Below are 22211 nucleotides of genomic sequence, written 5' to 3'. Positions count from 1 at the left end.
AGCCCAGCGCGGGGCAAGCCTGCTCACCACAGAAGCCCGCTCACCACAAACAGCTCGCTCAACCTAACCAGCCAGTTCACTTGCTTCACGGCTGCTGCTTACGGCTCGCCATATGCTTCAAATAGCCCACCAATAAATCCAGCTCGCTGTCAGGCAACACACTGGCAGCGAAAGCTGGCATCTTCGCCTGTGGCCAATGCCTCAGACTCTGTGGGTCACGGATATAGCGCTTGAGGAAATCTGCGCTGAAATATTCCGTGGGGCTGTAGGGGATATTCAGATCCGGACCCACCTGCGCATCGCCCGCGCCATTGAGACGGTGGCAGGCCAGGCAGTTTTTCTGGAACAGTGCAAAGCCCTGGTTGATGGGATCATTCGTTGCCAGTTTCGGGTCGGGCAACAGCGCCTGAAACCGCTCCGCCACGGTCTTTAATTGTTTGATTGCCGAGACTTGGAACGGCCACTGCTCAGGGCTGATATGCCCGGTTTGCGGGTCGGTCCACACCAGGTAAAACGGCCCGGCGCTATGTTTGCCTTCGCCCAGGGCGGGCCACGGTTGAGCGGGGTCTTCCACCGCCAGCCAGGCGCGGGCGCCGTGTTGTTCCAGCAGCGGTGCGGCGTTGAGTTCGGCAGCGAAGCCATCCAGGGCAACGGCTTGCAGATGACTCTGTGGTGTAAGGCCGGGTAGGAGCACCGCCAGCGGCACTGCACGATAGGTCATGCTGCGTTTGTAGGAGACGTCATCGATGATTTGCACCGTCTGCGCATCCGGGTGCTTGAGCAAGTCGGCGGTCTGCCAGGTCTTGCGGCTGTGGTCCAACTCGATGGTCAATTGCGCCGCAGCAGCGGGTAGGGCGAGCAGCAAGGCGAGGAGTGCGATGATCGGTTTCAAGTCAGAGGCCCTGTGTTAATTGGCGATAGGGCTCACGATACCGGAAAAGCGCCCGTAAAAAGGCAGCCCCTGCAACGGGGTCGCTATGCACGAAGTCCCGGCAGGTGCTGCCAAAAAACTGCAATCCTGATGCAAAAAATGCGGAGGATAAGGGGTCACCCAATGACTTTGGTCAAGTTGGGCAAGATCAGAATCAGTGTGGTGGCGAAAAGAATAAGTCCCGCCTGACGTACTTTCGAGTGCTTGAACATGGCTGACTGCCTTTTGTTGTTATTCCTGAGCGTCAAATACGTGCCGTTTTATTTCAGTATGGCGCTATGACGTGTCACTTTTCTTACAGCTGCTCCAGCAAAACCCGGCAGCAACCTCTTACTGATTGAACCTTAGAGCCCTCGTTCTGCGCGGCTTAGATCCATTTCATATCAGCTAATCAGTATTTCAGCTTAAAAACGCATGAGGCAGAACGCCATCTTGGCGCCAATGCCTTGGCTAGACAGCTAAAACGATTAATCGGCTTGGGCGCTTAGGGACCTACCGTTCGTCCGAGCGTGGGGGTCAAAAGCAATGAGCGCATCCGTCATTGAAACCGTGTCAATCGGGCCTAAGGTAAGGGCACTACTGCGCAATGGTTCGAGGATGTCATGACCCAAGCTTTGATCTTTGATGCGATCCGCACGCCCCGAGGCAAGGGCAAGGCGGACGGTGCCCTGCACAGCGTCAAGCCGGTGAACCTGGTGGCGGGTTTGCTTACGGCGCTGGCGCAACGCAGCGACCTCGATACCCAGCAAGTCGATGACATCGTGCTCGGCTGCGTGACCCCGGTGGGCGACCAAGGCGCGGACATCGCCAAGACGGCGGCCCTGGTAGCGGACTGGGCCGTCAGCGTCGCGGGCGTACAGGTCAACCGTTTCTGCGCCTCGGGCCTTGAAGCAGTCAACCTGGGCGCGATGAAAGTGCGCTCCGGCTTTGAGGACCTGGTCGTGGTCGGCGGTGTCGAGTCCATGTCCCGCGTGCCCATGGGCAGTGATGGCGGTGCCTGGGCGCTGGACCCGCAGACCAATCTGCACAGTCACTTCACGCCCCAAGGCATCGGCGCGGACCTGATCGCCACCTTGGAGGGTTTCAGTCGCGAAGATGTCGATACCTTTGCCCTACAGTCCCAGCAGAAAGCGGCCAGGGCCAGTGCCGACGGTTCCTTCAGCAAGTCGCTGATCGAGGTGCAGGACCAAAATGGGATTGTGCTGCTGGGCCATGACGAATTTATCCGTGGCGACTCGACGCTCGACGGCCTGGGCAAGCTCAAGCCCAGCTTCGAGATGATGGGACAGATGGGCTTCGACGCCACTGCACTGCGGGTCTACAGCCATGTGGAGCGCATCAACCATGTACATACCCCAGGTAACAGCTCCGGCATTGTCGATGGCGCCGCACTGATGTTGATCGGCTCCGAAGCGAAGGGTCGCGAGTTGGGCCTGCAACCCCGGGCGCGCATTGTCGCCACGGCGGTCACCAGCACCGACCCCACCATCATGCTTACTGGCCCCGCGCCAGCCACCCGAAAAGCCCTGGCCAAGGCCGGTTTGCGCGTGGAAGACATCGATCTGTTCGAGGTCAATGAAGCCTTTGCCTCAGTGGTGCTCAAGTTCATCAAGGACATGGGCATCGATGCCGCACGGGTCAACGTCAACGGCGGTTCCATCGCCATGGGCCATCCGTTGGGGGCAACGGGCTGCGCGATCCTTGGCACCTTGCTCGACGAGCTTGAAGTGCGCCAGCAGCGCTACGGCCTGGCCACCCTGTGTGTTGGCGGTGGCATGGGCATCGCCACGATTATCGAACGCCTCTGAGCCTAAGGAATTTCCGATGACCGATGCCATTCGTTACGAAAAAGGCCAGGACCAGATCGTGGTGCTGACCCTCGACATGCCTGGCCAGAGCGCCAACACCATGAACAGTGTTTACCGCGAGGCCATGGCCGCCACCGTTCTGCGCCTGGAGTCGGAAAAGGACCACATTGTCGGTGTAATTATCACCTCGGCCAAGAAGACCTTTTTCGCCGGCGGTGACCTCAATGAACTGATCAAGGTCGACAAGGCCCAGGCCCAGGATTTCTACGAGAGCGTGCTGCTGCTCAAGGCGCAGTTGCGTCGCCTGGAAACCCTCGGCAAGCCGGTGGTGGCTGCAATCAATGGTGCAGCCCTGGGCGGTGGCTGGGAGATTTGCCTGGCGTGTCATTACCGCGTCGCGCTGGACGACACATCGGTGCAGCTTGGCTTGCCGGAGGTTACCCTCGGCCTGCTGCCGGGCGGCGGTGGCGTGGTGCGTATGGTGCGCATGCTGGGATTGGAAAAAGCCCTGCCGTATTTGCTGGAAGGTAAAAAAGTACGGCCGCAACAGGCGCTGCAGGCCGGGTTGATCAACGAGTTGGCGGTGAGCCGCGATGAGCTGCTGGCCAAGTCCCGCGCCTGGATTCTCGGCAATCCAGAGGCTAAACAACCCTGGGACAATAAGACGTACCAGATTCCCGGCGGCACACCCTCAAACCCAAAAGTCGCGCAGATGCTGGCGATTGCGCCGTCGATCCTGCGCAGCAAAACCAACGGCTGTTTCCCGGCCCCGGAGAAAATCCTCTGTGCCGCCGTTGAAGGCGCCCAGGTGGACTTCGACACCGCGCACCTGATCGAAACCCGTTACTTCACCGAGCTGGTCACCGGGCAAGTGGCGAAAAACATGATCGGCACCTTCTGGTTCCAGCTCAATCAAATCAACGCCGGCAGCTCGCGGCCTCAGGGCTTTGCACCGTACGTGACGCGCAAAGTGGGTGTGCTGGGCGCCGGGATGATGGGGGCGGGAATTGCGTATGCCAGTGCCTGTGCGGGGATCGAGGTGGTGCTCAAGGACCTCAACCTCGCTGCCGCCGAGAAGGGCAAGGCTCACTCGGCCGCGCTGCTGGACAAGAAGGTTGGCCGTGGGCAATTGACCGCCGAGCAGCGGGAAACCACCTTGGCGCGAATTTATCCTACGGGCTTGGATGCTGATTTGGCGGGCTGCGACCTGATCATCGAAGCCGTCTTTGAAGACCGCGAACTCAAGGCCAAGGTGTCAGCCGTCGCCCAGAGCGTGGTCGGCGCCGATGCGGTAATCGCCTCCAATACCTCCACCTTGCCCATCAGCGGCCTGGCCAAGGCCGTGCCGGATCAAGGCAAATTTATCGGCCTGCATTTTTTCAGCCCGGTGGACAAGATGCCCCTGGTAGAAATCATCAAGGGCGCGCTGACCTCGGATGAAACCCTGGCCCGAGGGTTCGATTTCGTCCTGCAAATCAAGAAGACTCCGATTGTGGTCAACGACAGTCGCGGCTTTTTCACCTCGCGGGTGTTTGGCACGTTCACCAACGAAGGCATCGCCATGTTGGGTGAAGGTGTGGCTGCGCCGATGATCGAGACCGAGGCGCGCAAGGCCGGTATGCCGGTGGGGCCGCTGGCGGTGTCCGATGAAGTGTCCCTCAGCCTGATGAGCCATATCCGACAGCAGGCGGCGAAGGATCTGCAAGCCGAAGGTAAGTCGGTGCCTGGGCATCCGGCAACGGCGGTCATCGATCTGTTGGTGAATGAGTACAAGCGCACAGGCAAGGCGGCAGGTGGTGGTTTTTACGAGTACCCCGCAGGAGGGCAGAAGTACTTGTGGCCCGAGTTGAAGCACCGCTTTGAACGGCCCGGCCAGCGGATTTCAGCGCAGGATGTGCGCGACCGATTGCTGTTTATCCAGGCCATCGAAACCGTGCGCTGCCTGGAGGAGGGCGTGTTGATGTCCACGGCTGATGCCAACGTCGGTTCTATCTTTGGGATTGGTTTCGCGGCGTGGAGCGGCGGGGCGTTGCAGTTTATCAATCAGTACGGTTTGAATGATTTCATTGCCAGGGCGCGCTACTTGACTGAACAGTACGGTGAGCGGTTTGCGCCGCCGGTGTTGTTGCTGGAGAAAGCGGCGAGGAGCGAAGTGTTTCGGTGATCAAGGGAGGGGCTTGCCTTGAAGGGGTGTTTCAAGGCAGGCTCTGGGTGTTCAATATTCCCATCGCCGTGTCAGGTATTTTTTATGTCGCTACGCGTCTGCATCCTGGAAACCGATATCCTGCGTCCAGGTTTGATCGATCAGTACCAAGGTTACGGGCAGATGTTCAAGCGCCTGTTCTCCAAGCAGCCGATTGCCGCCGAGTTTGTGGTCTACAACGTGGTGCAGGGCGAATACCCGTCGGACGACGAGGTGTTTGACGCCTACCTCGTTACGGGCAGCAAAGCCGACTCCTTCGGCACCGACCCTTGGATCCAGACCCTCAGGACCTACCTGCTGCAGCGCTATGAACGTGGCGATAAATTACTCGGCATCTGCTTCGGCCACCAGTTGTTGGCATTGCTGCTGGGCGGCAAGACTGAGCGCGCCAGCAAAGGCTGGGGCATGGGCATCCATGACTACAAACTCGACGCCAAGGCCCCGTGGATGAGCCCTGAGGTGCCCGAGTTGACGCTGCTGATCAGCCATCAGGATCAGGTCACCACCTTGCCGGACAATGCCACGGTGATCGCTTCCAGTGATTTTTGCCCGTTCGCCGCTTACCACATCGGCGACCAGGTGCTGTGCTTCCAGGGCCACCCGGAATTCATCCATGACTATTCCCGTGAGCTGCTGGAGATTCTTCAGACAACCTTGGGGGAAAAGGTCTACACCAACGGCGTCGCCAGCCTGGAGCGCGACCACCACGGCGCCACCGTGGCGGAATGGATGATGCGCTTTGTGGCGCACAAAGCTTAAAGCCAGCCCGAGCGTTTGAAACTGGCCCACAGGCTGGTGCACCCCACCGCGATAAACCCGAGCACCGCAAAATAGCCGTAGTGCCATTGCAGCTCGGGCATGTTCTGGAAGTTCATCCCATAAATCCCTGCCACCGCGGTGGGGAACGCCAGGATCGCCGCCCATGCCGCGAACTTGCGCTGCACCACGCTCTGGCGTGAAGCCTCCAGCAATACACCGATCTCGATAGTCTGGCTGGCGATGTCGCGCAGGGTGGTGAGGTCTTCCATCTGCCGGGTCACGTGGATCTGCACATCACGGAAGTACGGGCGCATGTTCTTGTCGATAAACGGAAAACTCAGCTTCTGCAACTCCTGGCTGATCTCCACCATGGGCGCCACATAGCGCTTGAGCCGCAGTACATCGCGGCGCAGGCCGTGGATCTTCTGGATATCGCGCTCGCTCAATGAGCTGCACAGCACGTTGCGCTCCAGTTCATCGATCTCGGCGTGGATCGCCTCGCTGACCGGCTGGTAATTTTCGGTGACGAAATCCAGCAACGCATACAGTACGAAATCTTCCCCGTGCTCCAACAACAGTGGCCGTGCCTCACAGCGTTGGCGCACAAAGCCGTAGGACGCTGAGTGCCCATTGCGTGCGGTAATGATGTAGCCGTTGCCGGCAAAGATATGGGTCTCGATAAACTCCAGCTTGCCGTTCTCGCGCACCGGTGAATAGGTGACGATAAACAGCGCATCGCCAAAGGTTTCGAGCTTGGGGCGGCTGTGTTTTTCCAGCGCGTCTTCGATGGCCAGTTCATGCAGGTTGAACTGGCGTTGCAGGTTGGCCAGCTCCTGGGCGTCGGGCTCTTCCAGGCCGATCCACACAAAGTGCCCGGGCTTGGCGGCCCAGGCGGCGCCTTCATCAAGGGTAATATCAGTGACTTTCTTACCGGCGCTGTAGACGGCGGCCGCAACAACTCTACCCATGGTGCTGATCACTTCTTATTAGGAGGACAGATGTTGGGCAGCTTAGCCTGAATGACGTTCCGTTGTAGCCGCCATTGCGGTGCGCTTTGTGTGGCGAGCGAGCTTGCTCTTGCTGGGGGGCGAAGCGCCCCGCAAAGGTGTTCAGGCGGATTGCACTTCGCGGTCCATCTGCGCAATGCACTCATCCATCTGCGCCTGACATGCCTGCATCAACGCCGGGACGTCATCCACTGTCAGCCCGGCTGTAGGAACTGGCGGCAACGAACGTATGAGCACATCACCACTGTTCCAGCGATTGAGCTTCATATGGGCAACGTAATTGCTGACGCACACCTGCACAATGGGTACGCCCGCAGCAATCGCCATATGAAACGCGCCTTTCTTGAAGGGCAGCAGGCCCTTGCCCAGATTGCGCGTGCCTTCCGGGAACACCCAAATCGACGTGTTTTTGTGTTGCAGCGTATGGGTGGTGGTCAACATCGCCCGACGCGCCTTGTGCGCGTTGCCGCGGTCGATCAACACATTGCCCGCCAGCCAGAACAACTGGCCGAACAACGGCACCCATTTCAGGCTCTTTTTCGCGATACATACCGTGCGGTAGGGCACCACATTGCCGACCACGAACAGGTCATAGTTGGACTGGTGGTTGGCGATCACCACACAGGTGCCGGGCTTGTTGCGCAACGAGTCGATATCGGCCTTCACGTTCAGCCCCAGGATACGCATTGCGGGCAGTGCATATAGACGCGCACACAGGCGGCTGTTGTCCGGGTTGAACGGCCGGCAGATACCCAGCAGGACCCCCAGCACGCCCGCCACCATAAAGTGCAGGCCCATCAACAACATACGCAGCAGAAAAAGCATCGACACGGCCTATCGGGACAAAAGGTGGCGCAGTGTACGGATGTGCACTGTCTTCGGCAATTAGCCGGGTAGAGGTCGGAGATAGGCGATGTTTAAGTGCATGTTTCAACACGTGCCGACACTGGCTGGCTAGAGCGGTTGAAGGTGTTTCGGATTTACGTGTAAGAAAAAGCCCGACACAAGGTCGGGCTCTGGCACGGCAGGTGTAGGGCTTAGCTCAGGTTGTGCCCCTGATCCTGAATAATCGCATCGTCCAAGGCTTCAAGCAGAGCCTTACGCACCTTCAGCTTAGTGTGCTTGTGGGCATTCATATTGATCTTCTTCAACTGGCGCGCCGCTTCCAGTGCGGCCGCGTGCAACTCTTCAGGCGCCACCACCTTATCGAGGAAACCGGCCTGCAACGCGCCCTGTGGATCAAACATCTCGGCATTGATCACCGAGCGGTGGAACGCCGACTTACGCAGGCGATCCCGCGCCAGCTCGATCCCGGCGTGGTGCATGGTCATGCCGATCGCCACTTCGTTCAGGCCGATACTGAACGGGCCCTCCACACCAATCCGGTAATCCGCCGACAGCAACAGGAACGCGCCCTTGGCCACCGCATGCCCAGGGCACGCCACAATCACCGGGAACGGGTGCGACAACAGGCGGCGCGCCAACGTCGAGCCCGACGTCACCAGGCCGATGGCCTCTTTAGGGCCAGCCGTCATCACCTTCAAATCATAACCACCCGACAAAATCCCCGGCGTCCCGGTGATCACCACCACTGCCCGATCTTTCTCGGCCTGATCCAGCGCTGTATTAAACGCACTGACCACATCCGGAGAAATGGCATTCACCTTGCCATTGCTCAGGGTCAGGGTCGCGATACCGTCTTCGAGGTGGTAGGCAATCAACTCACTCATGACGCGGTTCCTTGTAGGACTTGTTATAGAAGAATGCAGCAGACGTTACCCACCACGCCCGCCCCGGTAAAGCGCCGTGACTGACTGGCCAGTCAGACTTTTCCCGCATCCCCGGCCGCAAATGGCCTGCAGCAGGGCACAGCCCCCAGCCTAGACCATCAAAACCCTGCCCGAGATTGGCACAATCACTGCCCTGTACCGGGACCATTCCTGCATAACTGCCTAACCGCATGAAAATTCTGAAAAAAACCTTTGCCATCAGAAAGGCTTTCGACTACATTAGCGCGCCTCGACAGACTGAACTTGTTTGACGAGATACGGTGAAGTGTCCGAGTGGCTTAAGGAGCACGCCTGGAAAGTGTGTATACAAGAAATTGTATCGAGAGTTCGAATCTCTCCTTCACCGCCACATTTAGTAAACGCAAACCCCTGATTTTCCTAGAGAAAGTCGGGGGTTTGTGTTTTTTGGCGTACGGAAAATAGGCTCATGGGACCACCATGGGACTGGCGCTCTGTTTTGATGCGAAGATTGAGCTTGAGTACAGTGCCAAGGGTGACACCGTCGTCCGATTCGCGATTGCTCGCCAACGGGTGCTGTCTTTACTCAGAGAACCAATTGAATAGGCGTTGTGCTGATGTCATTTTTGCCGCTGGCAAATTGGCATATGCCAACGTCTACCTTTTACTACAAAAATTAAAAACTGTGTTCCAGATTTAAATTGACTAATTTTCTAAAAATCGCTCGCAAGGACGTGAAATGAATCCAATAGAAATATGCAAACAGAATCTGAGTATTATCAATGACCTGGTGAATACGTTATTAAGGCAAATAGGCGAGCGGCCGCTTTCAAGAGAAAATCGCCAGGAGATCGACAACTTTACAAGGATTTACAAGAATTTTAGTAATAGTATTAAATCCTCTACCCCCGATGTTGAGGCGCTAATTGTTTTAGCTAGCTATTCCGCAATACATGCTCACTCATTAGGCATGAAAATTAGCCGAGCTCATAATTTTAGTGATGAAATTAGAGTTACTGCAAGAGCGTTGGAGGAAAAGGCTTCCCAGTTGCGTGAAATAATTAATTCTAGTGAAGCGTTTTCTGAGCCGTATATGATTTCATCTGCTCACGGGAATAGCGATGGATCGCTTAGCGAAAATGATAGTGTTTCAAGTCAAGAAAAGAATATTATTGAACTCCAAACAAAACTTAGATCAGAAATTGAAACATTTGAAAGGGACATCGCGAAAGGGAATAATGAGATTGAAGAGTTAAAGAGGAAGAGCTCTGAAAGTTCGAAAAAGTCTTTGGATGAGGTGTCTAATCTTAACGTCAGTATAGAAAGATTAAAGTCTGAAATTCTTGAGCTGAAGAATAACCTGATTAAGGAGGTTGGAAAGGCTGAAAAAATAGCGGAAGGAGCGCAGGAGCGGAGTAAGGAAGTCGATTCTCAAATTAACGGGCTCCTGGGTCAGAACGCTTCCAAAATTCTGCTAATCGATTACGCAAATACTGCGGAGCTAGAAGGGAAATCTGCTAATGCACTTAGAGGGTGGTCATTGGCATGCATGGCCCTGACCGGGATTATTCTATGTTTGGCATTATATGAATCTCTCAGCAGTGGATTGGATTGGAAACAAGCTATATTCAAAGTTTTTACGGCAATAGCGTTATCGGTGCCCGCGGCTTATCTTGCTCGAGAGTCTGCTAAGCATAGAAGTCAAGAACATGTTAATAGAAGGATATCTATGGACTTGAGGGCAATAACGCCATATATCGCGACGCTGCCGGGTGATGAGCAGAATAAGATAAAATCTGAGGTTGCTTCTAGGATTTTCGGTGTGCAGGAAAATGGAGGAATTAATTCTGATAATTACCCCGTCAACGTCCAAGAGTTGGCGAAAATGATAATTGATAAAATTCCTGCTCCGAAACCATAACTCGGCGAATATATCGTTTTTGGTTTGCTAGTTTCAGGTATCTTCGGGTATCGCTTATTTTCAACATGTAGCCCTTTACGGAATTTACATATCGCCATTTATGTTCAACAGGGCCCCGCACCTAAGCCAGGTGGGGGAGCCTTTTTTGTGCTTGCGGAAACCACAACCCCATGGACTGGCACACCAGCCCTTATGGTCTATGCAGTTCATACTGCTAATAAAAGAGGAGACAGGTTTGTCGAGCTTTGCGATTTCCAGATTCTGAAAAGTCCGTGAGTATCAAATCACTTACCCGCTGCATCCATCCGTCGCCCTATGACATCGAGTAAATCGCATCCATCTCGCAGAGGGATTGAACAGAGCATCGCAAAATCGCTCAGCACAACGGTATCACTGCTGATTTCACTACGTAGTGCGAGGTTTTCCATGACTTGTATGACGGCACGAAGCCGATAAGTCGCGGCATCAAGCAGTATCTCCAGAGGCGCTGTTGTGTCGACAAAAAGAGCAGGGGTGGCGCTATCGTTGCTGGTGAGGGCTATGTATTGGTTCATGAGTGACTCCGTTAAGACAAATATAAAAACAACGAAGCCTTTTTCACGGAAAACCGTTAAACGGTAATCGCCTGAAAAATGACCTCGCCTATGTTCCGTCTGGATTGTCATCGAGTCGCCAAACCCGGCCGCCTAGAGCGACCGAATGACTATAGGTATGGCAATTTTGAAAGGGGATACACCTGCTTCCGAGCGAAGTGTAGGAAGTTACTCAAACTAATCCGTGTGATCGTCCGACTGCTGATTTACATGGGCTGGTAATGAGATTGTGCTGGGGAGTATTTTTTGAAGAAAGGAGCTATCTCATTATCAGGAAAAGCTGCATCTCCTCTGTACGACCGGTTGCCGGTAGGCACTCTGTTGAAATCGAGTGGGGCGACGCTAAGCGGCATACCGTTGATCTCGCCGAGTACATAATCACTTTCTCAGTCCTCAGGCCGCTCCGGGATTTGGCGTTATTCAGCAAGGTTGTCGTTGGTGAGTGGGGCCTTGATGTGACTTGGGGCGATGAGCTTGAGCTGCCGGGTACCACCCTTTATCGTCTGGCGCTGGAGCAGTCTGTCGAGCGGGCCTCTGTTGGCCTATGAGCCATCCGCGTCCCGCTTCTCAATGCCTATGCCGATGATGCACATCCGGAAAATGCGCATGACTATGCCTCACCGGGCTGTGCACATGTACATGGCTGTGGGGCGTATCCGGATCCCACTCAAACCCATGCTCATGCTGATGATGTTCATCATGCACATGCCGATGCCCGTGTTCCGTCGCCTCATGCTGATGTTCATGGGCATGCCGCTCCGTCAGGTGCAGCCATACGCCCACGGCCATCAGCGCTGAGGCAATCCAGAACGCCACCGTCACCGACTCCCCCAGCACCAGCACTGCAATCGCGGCACCCAGGAACGGTGCGGTCGAGAAGTACGCCCCGGTGCGTGCACTGCCCAGTCCACGCAATGCCAATACAAACATGACCAGGCTGATGCCATACCCCAGAAATCCAACCAGCAGGATCGGCGCGAGTTGTGCCGCTCCGGGGATCTGCGCGCCGAGATAGAGCGCCACTGCGGCATTCACTGCACCCGCGATCAATCCCTTGGTACTTGCGATAAACAGCGCGTCCGATGCTGACACTTTGCGCGTCAGGTTGTTGTCGATGCCCCAGCACAAGCAGGCGAGCGCGACCGCCAGTGGGCCTGTCCAGTCATGGCTGCCGCCACCGCCTTCAGGCCATGACAGCGCACGCCGCCCAACACAATCGCGACCATCCCAAGGACGATTCGGCGGTCGGCGTTTTCTCTGAATACCAGCCAGGCGATCACGGCAGTCAACACCGATTCGAGGTTGAGCATCAGGGACGCGGTCGCGCCAGTGGTGCGGGTGAGGCCGAACATCAGGGCCACGGGGCCGAGGATGCCGCCGAAGGCGATGGCGCCGAGCAGCCATGGCCATTCGGTGGGGGTGAGGCCGGAGGATTTCCAGCCGCGGTCACGGATAAGGCGCACGCCGGCGAGCCCGATACCGCTGCCCAGGTAGAGCAGGCCGGCGAGCAGCACCGGTGAAAGACCCAGGCCGAGATTTTTGGCAAGCGGGGTACTGGCGCCGAACAGGGCGGCTGCCGCCAGCGCGTAAACAATGCTGAGGTTCATGGGCACTTCCTCGAAAGGTGGGCCCATCATACGTCGCTCGCCCTGGTTAAATCTCAGGCAGTTAAGCGAGTAAGTCTTCGTAGAACGCGCCATAAGGTTTGCTCGGGTGCGCGATCTGGATCTCCAGGATCCACAACCCGACATTTGGGTAGTGCTCGAAATCTCCCAGGTCGCCGCCGCGATGAATGGCGTGGGGGAAGTCGCTGACGCGGTGGCCTTTGATGTCGAGGTTGAGTTTCCAGCCCATGGCCTGGGCCTGTTCTTCGGCGTAGCGGTAGAGTTCGAGGCCGACGACCTGGTCGTTTTTCCAGCGGGCCTGAACGCGGTCGAAGAGTTCTTTGGCGGCGCGGGCGCAGGCGTTCATCTGTGGGTCGCTGCCGGTGGCGAAGGTCGCTCCGGCGTCGCCTTCGTGACCTTGCCACACAGCGCCCATGTCGATGACGAAGATATCGTCTTCACCCAGCACTGGGTCGCCGTCCGAGCGCTGCTTGAAGGTCTTGAGGGTGTTGGCGCCGAAACGCACCAGCAGCGGGTGCCAGATGCGTTGCATGTCGAGCTCGGCGAGAACTTGCTTGCCCAGCTCGCGAGCCTCGGACTCCAGCATGCCGGGGCGGATGCGTTGGGCAAGTTGTTCGATGGCTTGCCAGGTCATGGCCTGGGCGTAGCGCATGGATTCAATGGTGTAGGCGGTGCCTACGGCTTCTTTGGGTTGTGCGGACACCGGTCTCTCCTTGATGGCGCTATGATATTTACTATATAGCGATTGAGGTGGCAGGCCCAAATGAAAATATCAAAGATGCAGCCAGGCCAGGCTGCCTAACACCACGGCCACGCCCGCCGCCGTATACGCCATGCGCTTCAACCACTCCTTGCGTGTGAGCAAGGTAATCGCCGCCAACGAAATCGCGATCTGAATCGCAGTCATCGCCTGGGCCCAGCGGTGGTGCTGGTGCAAGGCCTGCTCTGATTTTTCATCCCATTCCCGCGAAGTGGCCTCAAGCTTTTCTGCCTGCTGGCGCACGTCTTCCTTCTGGCTTTTGTAGCGTTCGATTTCATCCTTGTAATGCGCGGCGTCCACGCCAGGAATATGGGTGGCCAACTCCGCCAGGTTCTGACGGCTGGATTTGGCCTGGTAGTAGTTCCACTGGTTGGCGGCTTCGGTCTTGAAGATGGCGGCGTTGTTTTTGTCCATCGCCGCTTCGCTTTCGGTGGAGCCGGCCTGGTAGCTGAGCATGGCGCCGAGGGTGGCCATCAGCGCGGTCATGACGGCGATGCGGCTGGCGAAATTGTCTCCGCGTGCGTGGGCATGTTCAGTGGTGTGTTCAATGTGTTTTTCGTGGGGACTGGGGACTTCGAAGGCTTCGGACATGGTGGCGGCTATGAACGGACTGAGGGAGTCTGATTCTTCACCTCTGCGGCTGTCTCAAGCCTGTACGTAACGCCGAATCAGCTGCGTATACACCGCGATGTTGATCAGTAGCACCAGGGCACCCAACACCAGTTGAATCTGCGGGGTCAGCCCCGCTGGGTAGATGAGCGCAACAATGTAGTGTTCGATAAACCCGCCGCCATAGCCGTCTTGACCGGCGAGGTGGCGAAGCAGATTTTCCCAGCGCGTCAGTGGGCAGGGCAGGTGGAAAACCTCGACCGCCACGCCCCACGCGGCAGCGGGTAGGTGCAGCCAGATAACCGGCCGCCACTTGAGGGCCAGCAGCCCGCCGAATAATACAAACAGGATGAAGCAAAGGTGGAACAGCACGAGGCTGTCGGCAGCTAGGCGATAGAGCATTGTGTGTGCTTCAAAAGGGGGAGGGCATAGTCTAAAGGGTTGCCCGCAGGTAAGCGGGGCCGTTATTGTGCTGAATCCTTTTAGTCCTTCCCCCAAGGATCTGTTGTGATGAACGCACCGCGTACCGCTGCTCCGATCAAGGCTGTGATTTTCGATATGGACGGGTTGTTGCTGGACACAGAAGGCATCTACACCGAAGTCACGCAGATCATCGCCGAACGCTACGGCCGCACTTATGATTGGGGGATCAAACAGCACATTATTGGGCGTGGCGCCCAGGACCTGGCCGATTACGTGGTCAAGGCCCTGGACTTGCCGATCACGCCGGCCGAGTTTCTGGAAATTCGCGAACCGCTGATGAGTGAGCGTTTTCCCAGGGCTCTGGGCATGCCCGGTGCCGAGGAATTGGTGCGGCATTTGAAGGCGCACAATATTCCGATTGCGGTGGGCACCAGTTCGTCGCGCAATTCGTTTGGCCACAAAACCACGTTGCACCGCGAGTGGTTCAGCCTGTTCGGTACCATTGTTACTGCCGACGACCCCGAAGTGGGCGCCGCGAAACCTGCGCCGGATATTTTCCTTACCGCCGCCCGCCGCCTGGGTGTGGCGCCGCAGGATTGCCTGGTGTTTGAAGATTCACCGTTCGGCGTTACCGCTGCGAAGGCCGCTCATATGACCGCCATCGCCGTGCCCGATGAAGCCATGGCTGACAGCAAGTACCACCACGCCGACCAGATCATCCGCAAGCTGGCGGACTTTGACCTGGCGGCTTATGGTTTGCCACCCATGTCCTGAGGTGTCTACACATCTTCAATAGAATGTAAGAGGGTCGCTCGAAATGTGTAGATACCTGCACCCATGTCTTGGGCTGGCTCGGTAAAAATGTGGGAGGGGGCTTGCCCCCGATAACGGTGTATCAGTCGATGCACAGGCTGACTGACACATCCCCCTCTCACATTGGGTTACGCGCTGAACCCGCCATCAATGGTCAGGCTGGCCCCCGTGATATATCCCGCTTCCGGCCCGGCCAGGTACGCCACAAAACTGGCGATCTCTTCCACATGTCCGTAACGCCCCACCGCCATCAACCCGATCAGGCTCTCGGCAAAATCGCTGTTCGCCGGGTTCATATCCGTGTCCACCGGCCCAGGTTGCACATTATTGATGGTGATGCCCCGCGGCCCCAGGTCCCGCGCCAGCCCCTTGGTCAACCCGACCAGCGCCGCCTTGCTCATCGCATACGGCCCGCCACCACCAAACGGCATGCGCTCGGCATTGGTGCTGCCGATGTTGATCACGCGGCCACCTTCACCCATATGTTTTGCCGCTTCCTGGGTAGCGATAAACACGCTGCGCACGTTGATTGCCAGGGTCTGGTCGAAGTCTTCCAGCTTGAAGTCTTCCAGCGGTGCGATGGCCAGTACGCCGGCGTTGTTCACCAGGATATCCAGGCGTCCAAAGGCTTCGACGGTGGTGTTGACCGCATTGCGAATCGCTGTCGCGTCTGCGCTGTCAGCGTGGATCGCCAGGGCTTTGCCGCCGGCACTGATCACGCTGTTTTGCAGTTCTTCGGCCTTGGCCGCCGAGCTGACGTAGGTAAAGGCGACGGCTGCACCTTGCGCGGCAAGGCGCTTGACGATGGCGGCGCCGATACCGCGGGAACCGCCTTGAATCAAGGCGACTTTGCCGCTGAGGTTGAGTGTGGTCATGTCGATCTCCTGGCTGTTCAAGGCAGGATGCCTTGTTGTTGGAGCCGAGTATCGACCTCGCCTATCCCTACCGGTAGACCGTGATTGCTATAGTCTGTGTAAACCAAAAGTTTAGAGTGGGGCAAAATGGAGAGCTTTGGCAGTATCGAATGCTTCGTGCGCAGCGCCGAAGGCGGCAGTTTTGCCGAAGCGGCGCGGCACCTGAGCCTGACCCCGGCGGCGGTCGGTAAAAGCGTCGCCAAGCTGGAAGCGCGCCTCGGGGTGCGGCTGTTCCAGCGCAGTACCCGGCGCCTTACGCTGACCGAAGCGGGCAAGCTGTTCCTCGAAGAAGTCAGCGGCAGCCTCACCACCATCCAGAACGCCGTGGCCAACCTGGCCAGTGCCGAAGGACGGCCGGTGGGCACGCTCAAGGTCAGCATGGGCACGGTGTTCGGCAATCGCTATGTGGTACCGCTGCTCGGGGAGTTTATTCGCCGCTTTCCGGATATCAGCCCGGACTGGCACTTTGATAACCGCCAGGTCGACCTGATCGGCCAAGGCTTCGATGCCGCCATCGGCGGTGGTTTTGAGCTGCCCCAGGGCGTGGTGGCACGCAAGCTGACCCCGGCACACCGAGTGCTGGTGGCCTCGCCGGAATATCTGGCGCAGCGACCGCCGGTGCTGACGCCGGAGGACTTGGCGCGTTGCCTCGGCATCCTCATCCGCTCACCGCAGACCGGCCGCGTACGCTCCTGGCAATTGACCAGCCGCGAGCGTGAACACCGCCCGCTGGTGCTCAAGCCCGGCATGACCATGAGCGACTCCGAAGCCGCCTGCTGCGCCAGCGCCCAGGGTTTGGGCATTGCGCTGGTGAGCATGCCCATGGCCGTGCCGTTCCTCGACAGCGGCGCGGTAGTGCGGGTGTTGCCGGACTGGTATGTCGACGACGGCAATATTTCCATTTACTACGCCGAGCACAAGTTACTGCCCGGCAAGACCCGGGCGTTTGTGGATTTCATCATTGAGCAGTTTGCCGGTAAGGCACTGGGCCAACGGTTCAGCGCGATCTAAAGTCAGGTATAAACCAAATGTGGGAGCGGCAAGCCCCTCCCACATTTTTGATCTTCAGTGGCCAAACGTGCTCGGCCAACCAATAACCTTCTTCGGCCTTGGCGTCGCATACGTCCTGATCTTCGACGTTGACAGCCCCAACCGCACCAGCGACTCGGCAATCGTCACCGCCGCTGTCACCCCGTCCACCACCGGCACACCCGTGCGTTGTCTGATCTGCTCATCCAATCCCGCCATGCCGCCGCAGCCCAGGCAGATCACCTCCGCTTTGTCTTCGCGAATGGCCAGTTCCGCCTGGCGCACAATGGCTTCCATGGCGGCCAGCGGGTCTTCTTCCAGTTCCAAAACCGCCATCCCGCTGGCCCGCACCGAGGCGCAGCGTTGGTACAGACCGGCGAGTTTCAGGCGGTCTTCGATCAGCGGCACGGTGCGGTCCAGGGTGGTCACCACCGAATAAGCATGGCCCAGGAACATCGCCGTGCTGGCGGCGGCTTCGGTGATGTCCACCACCGGCACGTTCAACAACTCCTGCAAGCCTTCGCGGCCATGTTCGCCGTAGCCGGCCTGGATCACTGCGTCGAACGGTTGGTCATAGGCCATCACCCGGTCCATCACCGCGATGGCGGCCAGGTAGCTTTCAAAGTTGCCCTCCACTGATTCGGCACCGAAGAAAGGCGTGAGCCCGACAATCTCGGTGCCCGGCGAGGCCACGGCCCGCGCTTGCTGGGCGATGGTGTCGGTGATGGATGCGGTGGTGTTGACGTTGACCACGAGGATGCGCATGGAATGTCCTTGTTTAATGACTGACGTTATCGACTGCAATACTCTCGCCGCTGACATCGGCGTAGAACGGCTGGCGCTTGGCGATCAGCAGGTACAGCAGCCCTGCAATACCGGCGCCAAACAACCAGGAAAACGGCGAGACGCTGGCAAACCCTGGCAGCAGCGCCAGCAGAATGGCGATCACGGCTGCAGGAACAAACGCTGCCACCGCGCGTAAATTGACCCCTCGGCTGTAGTAATAAACGCCTTTTGGGTCTTCGCTATACAACTGCGGCACATCCACCTGGCTTTTACGGATCAGCCAGTAGTCAACCATGATCACCCCGTACAACGGCCCCAGCAGTGCGCCCAGGCCAGAGAGGAAGTACACGATCACCAGCGGGCTGTTGTAGAGGTTCCACGGCAGGATCAACACCGCCACGGTGGCGCTGATCAGGCCGGCGCGACGGAAGTTCAGGTACTTGGGCGCCAGATTGCTCAGCACAAAGGCGGGGGCAACGAAGTTGGCCATGATGTTTACCGCCACGGTGACGATCAGGAACGCCAGGCAGCCCAGCACGAGGAAGAAGGTATTGGGGATCGCCGCGATGATTTCGGTCGGGCTTTCGATCACCCGGCCGTTGAGTTGGAACTGCCCGCCGCACAACAGCACGGTGATGGCGGCGAACACCAGGATATTCACCGGCAGGCCCCAGAAGTTGCCGACCTTGATCGTCTTGCGGCAGGGCGAGGAACGGGCGAAGTCGCAGAAGTTGAGGATCAGCGTGCCGTAGATCGACAGCCACAGCGCGCCACCGGCAAAGATATTGCGCCACATCTCGCCACCGCTCAGCGGCTCGCGGATCGACCACGCAATGTTGCCGCCCGCCTGGAAGTACATCCAGCCGGCCAGCGCGGCCACGGTCAGCAAAATCACCGGCCCGGCGAAGCCTTCATAACGCCGCACCATCTCCATGCCGTAGGCCAGGATCACCAGTTGCACGAACCAGATCGCCACAAAACACGCCCAGCCAAGGGATGACAGGCCGAGGATCGAGTTGTGGTCATAGTCGGCAAACCCTGGATGAATCGCCGTCAGCAGCACGCGGAAAACCACCGAGGCCAGGTAGGTCTGGATACCAAACCAGGCAATCGCAATCACTGCACGGATCAACGCGGGAATCTGCGCGCCGTGAATGCCGAAACTGATGCGGCTGATTACCGGGAACGGTACGCCGGTCTTCTGCCCCATATACCCCGAAAGGTTCATGAAAAAGTACACCAGCGCCGCACCGATCCCCAGGGATAGCAGGATCTGCCAACCGCCCAGGCCCAACGCATATAGGCCTATCGCGAACGAATAATTGGCGATGTTGTGCACGTCGTTGGTCCACAGCGCAAAGATGCTGTAGCGCCCCCACCGCCGGCCTTCGACCTTGGTTGGCGCGAGGTCTTTGTTGTGCAGGCGTGGGCTGAGCACCAAGGGGCCGGGGCCTGCGGCGTCTGGGTTCAGGGCGGAGGAGGGCAGATCCAGTGCGATGTTGTTCGAGAGGCTTGTACGCATTCCGGCAGGCTCCAGCACATCTGCTGGAAAACCGCAGATGGCAAAGTGTATGTAGGTTTTGTATTTATTGTATACAAAGCACATTTCACCTTAAGCCACATGCGTGCCAGTTTTCGATCTATGAAAATCGTGGGTAATTTCGTTTTTATAGGTCAGTTAAATAAATAGCTGAATTTAAAGAGATATAAATTGACCGTTTGAACAGCTATTTATTTTTGGGTTGCAAGCGGTGGATTCACCGGGGCGATCGATAAGCGGAGGAGGGTGTTACGTTATGGTGCGGGTAAAGGCAGATTGCACACATAAATGGCACCGATGGTTACATGTGTGTGTACATCTCTAGTGCTCAACACAAAACAAAATGTGGGAGGGGGCTTGCCCCTCCCACATTTTTTACCGGGGTCACCTTCAGGCTTTGCTGATGATATTCCCCGCATGCAGCCCGCACTCCTTCTGCGTGGCCTCTTCCCACCACCAGCGACCCTCTCGCTCATGCTGGTTCGGCAGCACAGGCCGGGTGCATGGCTCGCAGCCGATGCTGATAAACCCACGCTCATGCAGGCTGTTGTACGGCAATTCCAGCATGCGGATGTAGCCCCAGATCTCTTCGCTGCTCATCTGCGCCAGCGGGTTGAACTTGTACAGGGTACGTTCCGGGGTGGAGAAGGCGGTATCGATCTCCAGCGCCGCCACCTGGCTGCGCGTGCCTGGGCTCTGGTCACGGCGTTGGCCGGTGGCCCAGGCACTCACGCCAGACAGCTTGCGGCGGAGCGGCTCGATCTTGCGCACGCCACAGCATTCGCCATGGCCGTCCTTATAGAAGCTGAACAGGCCCTTTTCCTTGACGAAGGGTTCCAGTTTGCTCTGGTCCGGCGAGATCAGTTCGATATCGATCTTGTAGAAGTCACGCACCTGCTCGATAAACCGGTAGGTCTCCGGGTGCAGGCGGCCGGTGTCGAGGCTGAACACCTTGACGTTCTTGTTCAGCTTCCAGGCCATGTCCACCAGCACCACGTCCTCGGCGCCGCTGAAGGAGATCCACAGGTCATCGCCGAACTGGCTGAACGCCAGTTTGAGAATGTCCTGGGCGGATTTGTTGGCGTAAGTCGCGGCGAGTTCAGCGACATCGAAGGCTTGGTTCATCAGGACGGTTCCTACAGGTCAGTGGCGCTGAGCGCTCTATAGGGGAGCGATGGTATCAAAATCCGCTCTGCGTTGCGGCGGGGAGCTTGAATCGCTAGAGTTCGGCAGTCCTTTTGCTCGCTCAACCAACAACATCCAATAGGAGTGTCTTGTGGAAATTGCCTGTCTTGACCTGGAAGGGGTGCTGGTTCCGGAAATCTGGATCGCCTTCGCCGAAAAAACCGGTATTGAATCGCTGCGGGCCACCACCCGGGACATTCCCGACTACGACGTGCTGATGCAGCAACGTCTGCGTATCCTCGACGAACACGGCCTCAAGCTCGCCGACATCCAGGCCGTGATCGCCACGCTCAAGCCACTGGACGGCGCCATCGAGTTCGTCAACTGGTTGCGCGAGCGTTTCCAGGTGGTGATCCTGTCCGACACCTTCTACGAATTCTCCCAACCGCTGATGCGTCAACTGGGTTTCCCGACGCTGCTGTGCCACCGCCTGATCACCGATGAAACCGACCGCGTGGTGAGCTACCAACTGCGCCAGAAAGACCCCAAGCGCCAGTCGGTATTGGCCTTCAAGACGCTCTACTACCGTGTGATCGCCGCCGGCGATTCCTACAACGACACCACCATGCTGGGTGAAGCCGACCGTGGGATTCTGTTCCATGCGCCGGAAAATGTAATCCGTGAGTTTCCGCAGTTTCCGGCGGTGCATACGTTTGAGGATCTGAAGAAAGAGTTTATCAAGGCGTCGAATCGGCAGTTGAGCCTGTAAGTCATTTTGTGATGCTGATGGCTCTATCGGGGGCAAGCCCCTCCCACACTTTGATCTGTGAATACATTTCAAATGTGGGAGAGGGCTTGCCCCCGATAGGCCCGGCCCTGCCATCGCTTATCCCTCTGCCAGCAATCGCTCATAAGGAATACTCAAGCCTTCATGCAGCCGCTTGATCATCGACAGGCTGAGCTTGCGCTTATGGTTCAACACCTCTGACACTCGCCCGCTGGTGCCGATGAATGGCTCCAGGTCGCGCGCCGTCATGCCGAGCTGCTCCATGCGAAACCGAATGGCTTCCACCGGATCCGAAGGGGGCATTGGAAAATGTTCCGCTTCGTACTTTTCAATGAGTACGGCAAGAATCTCCAGCTCGTCACCCTCTGGCGAGCCGATGTCCGCTCCCCAGAGCTGCTCCACCCTTGCGAGCGCAGCCGTCAGGTCTTCCTGGGAATGTATGGGTTTGATGTTCATTACACGGTCTCCGCATTGATCTGGTCGTACTGCGCGTGGGTCCCCACGAAACGGATGAACCCAAGTTGTCGCTGATAATCGATCGCCATGATCACTCGATACTTGTTGCCGCCGACGTTGAATACAACCCTGCCGCCTTTGAGAATGCTCGCTGTCCTGAGCTCTGCCTTCAGTGCTTGTGGCGTGGGATAAGTGGTCCTCTCCATATGGCGATAGAGCTCGACCAGCGGCGTTCTGGCATCGCCATACATAGGATGGCTTTCCCAGAATATTCGTAAGGTGGAGAGGGCGATTACCCGCATCGTTGTGCCCTCCCATTTTGGGAGATATTAGGTGTGGTGGCGTGGAGATGCAATCTCGGAAATAATTCCTGA

21 protein-coding genes, 1 tRNA gene and 1 pseudogene are annotated in these 22211 nt (G+C 57.5%); 8 read left to right on the top strand and 15 right to left on the bottom strand.

All coding sequences use genetic code 11. The features are described from left to right. Window positions 1-85: 85 nt before the first annotated feature. Window positions 86-892 carry a c-type cytochrome gene (locus IQK56_RS17680; RefSeq protein WP_193862454.1) on the bottom strand — a complete coding sequence of 269 codons (807 nt, stop codon included), beginning with the start codon at window positions 890-892 and terminating at the stop codon, window positions 86-88. A 641-nt stretch (window positions 893-1533) separates the two neighbouring features. Here IQK56_RS17680 and IQK56_RS17675 point away from each other — a divergent pair. The 3 genes from IQK56_RS17675 (at window position 1534) to IQK56_RS17665 (ending at window position 5701) form a co-directional block, all read left to right on the top strand. Beyond that, a complete protein-coding gene (locus tag IQK56_RS17675) occupies window positions 1534-2739 on the top strand; it encodes an acetyl-CoA C-acetyltransferase (RefSeq protein ID WP_193862453.1) in 1206 nt (401 codons plus the stop codon). Window positions 2740-2755: 16 nt separating this feature from the next. Further along, window positions 2756-4903, top strand: coding sequence for a 3-hydroxyacyl-CoA dehydrogenase NAD-binding domain-containing protein (locus IQK56_RS17670; RefSeq protein WP_193862452.1), 2148 nt, complete (start codon window positions 2756-2758; stop codon window positions 4901-4903). Between the two features lie 84 nt (window positions 4904-4987). Then, a complete protein-coding gene (locus IQK56_RS17665) occupies window positions 4988-5701 on the top strand; it encodes an amidotransferase (RefSeq protein WP_122305988.1) in 714 nt (237 codons plus the stop codon). On the opposite strand, the gene IQK56_RS17660 is transcribed toward IQK56_RS17665, so the two are convergent. The 3 genes from IQK56_RS17660 to IQK56_RS17650 form a co-directional block, all read right to left on the bottom strand. Next, complete coding sequence (locus tag IQK56_RS17660; RefSeq protein WP_122305989.1) at window positions 5698-6669, bottom strand: magnesium and cobalt transport protein CorA; 972 nt, start codon at window positions 6667-6669, stop codon at window positions 5698-5700. The two genes, IQK56_RS17665 and IQK56_RS17660, sit on opposite strands and share 4 nt — an antisense overlap. Window positions 6670-6810: 141 nt before the next feature. Beyond that, window positions 6811-7533, bottom strand: coding sequence for a 1-acylglycerol-3-phosphate O-acyltransferase (locus tag IQK56_RS17655; RefSeq protein WP_193862451.1), 723 nt, complete (start codon window positions 7531-7533; stop codon window positions 6811-6813). Window positions 7534-7745: 212 nt separating this feature from the next. Next, a complete protein-coding gene (locus IQK56_RS17650) occupies window positions 7746-8438 on the bottom strand; it encodes a crotonase/enoyl-CoA hydratase family protein (RefSeq protein WP_032887461.1) in 693 nt (230 codons plus the stop codon). A gap of 319 nt (window positions 8439-8757) precedes the next feature. On the opposite strand from IQK56_RS17650, the gene IQK56_RS17645 reads away from it, so the two are divergent. Next, window positions 8758-8847: transfer RNA gene (locus IQK56_RS17645), tRNA-Ser, on the top strand. A 348-nt stretch (window positions 8848-9195) separates the two neighbouring features. Further along, window positions 9196-10377 carry a hypothetical protein gene (locus IQK56_RS17640; protein ID WP_193862450.1) on the top strand — a complete coding sequence of 394 codons (1182 nt, stop codon included), beginning with the start codon at window positions 9196-9198 and terminating at the stop codon, window positions 10375-10377. A 284-nt stretch (window positions 10378-10661) separates the two neighbouring features. On the opposite strand, the gene IQK56_RS17635 is transcribed toward IQK56_RS17640, so the two are convergent. The 5 genes and pseudogenes from IQK56_RS17635 to IQK56_RS17610 all read right to left on the bottom strand — a co-directional run bounded on the left by IQK56_RS17635 (window position 10662) and on the right by IQK56_RS17610 (window position 14366). Continuing rightward, a complete protein-coding gene (locus IQK56_RS17635) occupies window positions 10662-10931 on the bottom strand; it encodes a short-chain dehydrogenase (RefSeq protein WP_193862449.1) in 270 nt (89 codons plus the stop codon). A 606-nt stretch (window positions 10932-11537) separates the two neighbouring features. Further along, window positions 11538-12577 (bottom strand): annotated as a pseudogene (locus tag IQK56_RS17625) (DMT family transporter). Between the two features lie 61 nt (window positions 12578-12638). After that, window positions 12639-13298: a M24 family metallopeptidase gene (locus tag IQK56_RS17620; protein WP_193862447.1), complete on the bottom strand. Its 660-nt coding sequence runs from the start codon at window positions 13296-13298 to the stop codon at window positions 12639-12641. Between the two features lie 69 nt (window positions 13299-13367). Continuing rightward, window positions 13368-13946: a DUF4337 domain-containing protein gene (locus tag IQK56_RS17615; protein WP_150761572.1), complete on the bottom strand. Its 579-nt coding sequence runs from the start codon at window positions 13944-13946 to the stop codon at window positions 13368-13370. Window positions 13947-14000: 54 nt separating this feature from the next. After that, complete coding sequence (locus tag IQK56_RS17610; protein ID WP_122305996.1) at window positions 14001-14366, bottom strand: DUF2784 domain-containing protein; 366 nt, start codon at window positions 14364-14366, stop codon at window positions 14001-14003. Between the two features lie 108 nt (window positions 14367-14474). On the opposite strand from IQK56_RS17610, the gene IQK56_RS17605 reads away from it, so the two are divergent. Next, window positions 14475-15161: an HAD-IA family hydrolase gene (locus tag IQK56_RS17605; protein ID WP_122305997.1), complete on the top strand. Its 687-nt coding sequence runs from the start codon at window positions 14475-14477 to the stop codon at window positions 15159-15161. Window positions 15162-15328: 167 nt separating this feature from the next. Here IQK56_RS17605 and IQK56_RS17600 read toward each other — a convergent pair whose 3' ends face one another. Beyond that, window positions 15329-16075: a 3-oxoacyl-ACP reductase family protein gene (locus IQK56_RS17600; RefSeq protein WP_032887548.1), complete on the bottom strand. Its 747-nt coding sequence runs from the start codon at window positions 16073-16075 to the stop codon at window positions 15329-15331. 126 nt (window positions 16076-16201) lie between these two features. Here IQK56_RS17600 and IQK56_RS17595 point away from each other — a divergent pair, with 126 nt between their 5' ends. After that, the gene (locus tag IQK56_RS17595; protein WP_193862446.1) at window positions 16202-17125 is read left to right on the top strand and encodes a LysR family transcriptional regulator; all 924 of its coding nucleotides are present in this window, start codon (window positions 16202-16204) and stop codon (window positions 17123-17125) included. Window positions 17126-17179: 54 nt separating this feature from the next. Here IQK56_RS17595 and IQK56_RS17590 read toward each other — a convergent pair whose 3' ends face one another. The 3 genes from IQK56_RS17590 to IQK56_RS17580 form a co-directional block, all read right to left on the bottom strand. Continuing rightward, entirely contained in the window at window positions 17180-17908 is a 729-nt protein-coding gene (locus IQK56_RS17590) for an aspartate/glutamate racemase family protein (protein ID WP_150761575.1), read from the bottom strand. A gap of 13 nt (window positions 17909-17921) precedes the next feature. Next, a complete protein-coding gene (locus tag IQK56_RS17585) occupies window positions 17922-19451 on the bottom strand; it encodes an NCS1 family nucleobase:cation symporter-1 (RefSeq protein WP_193862445.1) in 1530 nt (509 codons plus the stop codon). 408 nt (window positions 19452-19859) lie between these two features. Beyond that, a complete protein-coding gene (locus IQK56_RS17580) occupies window positions 19860-20594 on the bottom strand; it encodes a phosphoadenylyl-sulfate reductase (RefSeq protein WP_032887556.1) in 735 nt (244 codons plus the stop codon). A 151-nt stretch (window positions 20595-20745) separates the two neighbouring features. Here IQK56_RS17580 and thrH point away from each other — a divergent pair, with 151 nt between their 5' ends. After that, entirely contained in the window at window positions 20746-21363 is a 618-nt protein-coding gene (gene thrH / locus IQK56_RS17575) for a bifunctional phosphoserine phosphatase/homoserine phosphotransferase ThrH (RefSeq protein ID WP_099582722.1), read from the top strand. Window positions 21364-21480: 117 nt separating this feature from the next. On the opposite strand, the gene IQK56_RS17570 is transcribed toward thrH, so the two are convergent. Together IQK56_RS17570 and IQK56_RS17565 are read right to left on the bottom strand one after the other, a co-directional pair. Continuing rightward, window positions 21481-21837, bottom strand: a complete 357-nt coding sequence (locus tag IQK56_RS17570; protein WP_122306001.1) for a helix-turn-helix domain-containing protein — start codon at window positions 21835-21837, stop codon at window positions 21481-21483. Further along, complete coding sequence (locus IQK56_RS17565; RefSeq protein WP_122306002.1) at window positions 21837-22139, bottom strand: type II toxin-antitoxin system HigB family toxin; 303 nt, start codon at window positions 22137-22139, stop codon at window positions 21837-21839. The genes IQK56_RS17570 and IQK56_RS17565 overlap by 1 nt, the downstream gene beginning before the upstream one ends. Between the last annotated feature and the right edge of the window lie 72 nt (window positions 22140-22211).

The organism is Pseudomonas cyclaminis, assembly GCF_015163715.1.
In the GTDB taxonomy this organism is placed as follows: Bacteria; Pseudomonadota; Gammaproteobacteria; order Pseudomonadales; family Pseudomonadaceae; genus Aquipseudomonas; species Aquipseudomonas cyclaminis.
The sequence above is the reverse complement of the archived record's forward strand: the minus strand, read 5'-3'. Positions and strand labels throughout refer to the sequence as shown.